This is a genomic window from Mesorhizobium sp. M7A.F.Ca.MR.148.00.0.0 (assembly GCF_003997735.1).
Taxonomy (GTDB): Bacteria; Pseudomonadota; Alphaproteobacteria; order Rhizobiales; family Rhizobiaceae; genus Mesorhizobium.
Genome location: NZ_RZTB01000287.1, coordinates 1 through 1,167, shown reverse-complemented (window position 1 = coordinate 1,167; position 1,167 = coordinate 1). Strand labels below are relative to the sequence as shown.

General features: G+C 62.8%; 2 protein-coding genes and 1 pseudogene. All 3 read right to left on the bottom strand.

Features of this window, described 5'->3' with window-relative positions:
- Positions 1 to 238: 238 nt before the first annotated feature.
- On the bottom strand, positions 239 to 445 hold the full coding sequence (locus tag EOB49_RS33980) for a hypothetical protein (protein ID WP_127383511.1): 207 nt from the start codon (positions 443 to 445) through the stop codon (positions 239 to 241).
- Between the two features lie 10 nt (positions 446 to 455).
- Positions 456 to 881 (bottom strand): DUF6484 domain-containing protein, encoded by a 426-nt coding sequence (locus tag EOB49_RS33975; protein WP_127383510.1) that lies wholly within the window; start codon positions 879 to 881, stop codon positions 456 to 458.
- A 7-nt stretch (positions 882 to 888) separates the two neighbouring features.
- Positions 889 to 1,167, bottom strand: a pseudogene (locus tag EOB49_RS36735) (type VI secretion system tip protein VgrG); the annotation flags it as partial.

The following is a 1,167-nucleotide window of genomic DNA, read 5'->3' as shown; positions in this document are numbered from 1 at the left end:
ACGGCTCGGCTGCGCACCCTTGCATCGGAATGGTTCGCCAAATCATGAAGACGCGGCCCCGGATCGACGCGATGGTGCCAGAGCGCAGAGAGCCCAAGGCAACGCTGCGGCGCATCGCGGGTATCCAGCCATTTCGCCACAAACGGCCGCAGTTTCTCACGCGGTGTGCGCGCGACTGCGGCGGACAGGCTCGACAGGCCGGCCTCACGGAGGCTCGCCGCGGCGCCGATCGCGATCGCTACCCGATCAGCATCGCCGCATCCCAGCCGGCCTTGCCGGCAGCCATGAGCCCTTCGATGTTCGCGTCGAGACGCTGGTCAATGCGGCCGATGTCCGTCTCATCGAGAATTGAACCATCGATTTCCCGGCGGCGGCGAAGCCAGAGGAAAGCGGCATCTTCGGCATGCTGATCCACGATCGCCGCAATGGTCGCGATGCTGTGCATCGGCAATGCCTCAATTGAGATGCACGGCCCCGCCGCGAATACGGTTGGTCCCGCTGGCCTGGCTCGTCAACTGGCTGCCGCGAATGGTCACGCGGCCATTCTTTTCCAGAATGATCGACGCCAGGCCGCAGCGCAGTTCTATGCGCTCGTCTCCGGTGATGACGACACGGTCGCCTTCGCGAGCGACTTTCAGCTCCTTGTTCTTGTGCGCCGGATCGACGATGCGTCCAACGACCAACGGTCGCGTGGGATCACCCTCCTCGAACAGAAGGGCCAGTTCTGACCCGATCGCCGAAATGTCCAGTTCGGTCAGGCTGCGCGCCGCAATCGCCGTCTCGTGCGGATTGCCTACGAAGACAACAAGCGGCGCCCCGCCCTCGAAACCGATCAGCAGGCCGATCACGACGCCGTCGATACGATCCAGCACTTCCATGATGACGCCCTCAGTTGTTGTTGATGGTGCTTCCCTTGACGATCACGTCGCCGTCGGCCTTGACGGTAATCTTGCCGCTGCCCTTGAGCGTTATGTCCTTGCCGTCGGCAACAATGGTGCCGTCCTTTTTCATCGTGATCGACGCCGAGCCGCATTTGAGTGTGATCGAGTCACCCGCCTCGATCACCAGGTTCTTGCCGACCTTGATCGAGCAGTCGTCCGCAATCTGGATTCCGCTGCCCTTGCCGACCTTGAGCGCGTGCCCGCCTCCGACATCGGTTGCGTCGTC

Bases quoted from the DNA above. Each gene is read 5' to 3' on its own strand.
- EOB49_RS33980 (WP_127383511.1), bottom strand. From the start codon at position 445: ATGCACAGCATCGCGACCATTGCGGCGATCGTGGATCAGCATGCCGAA.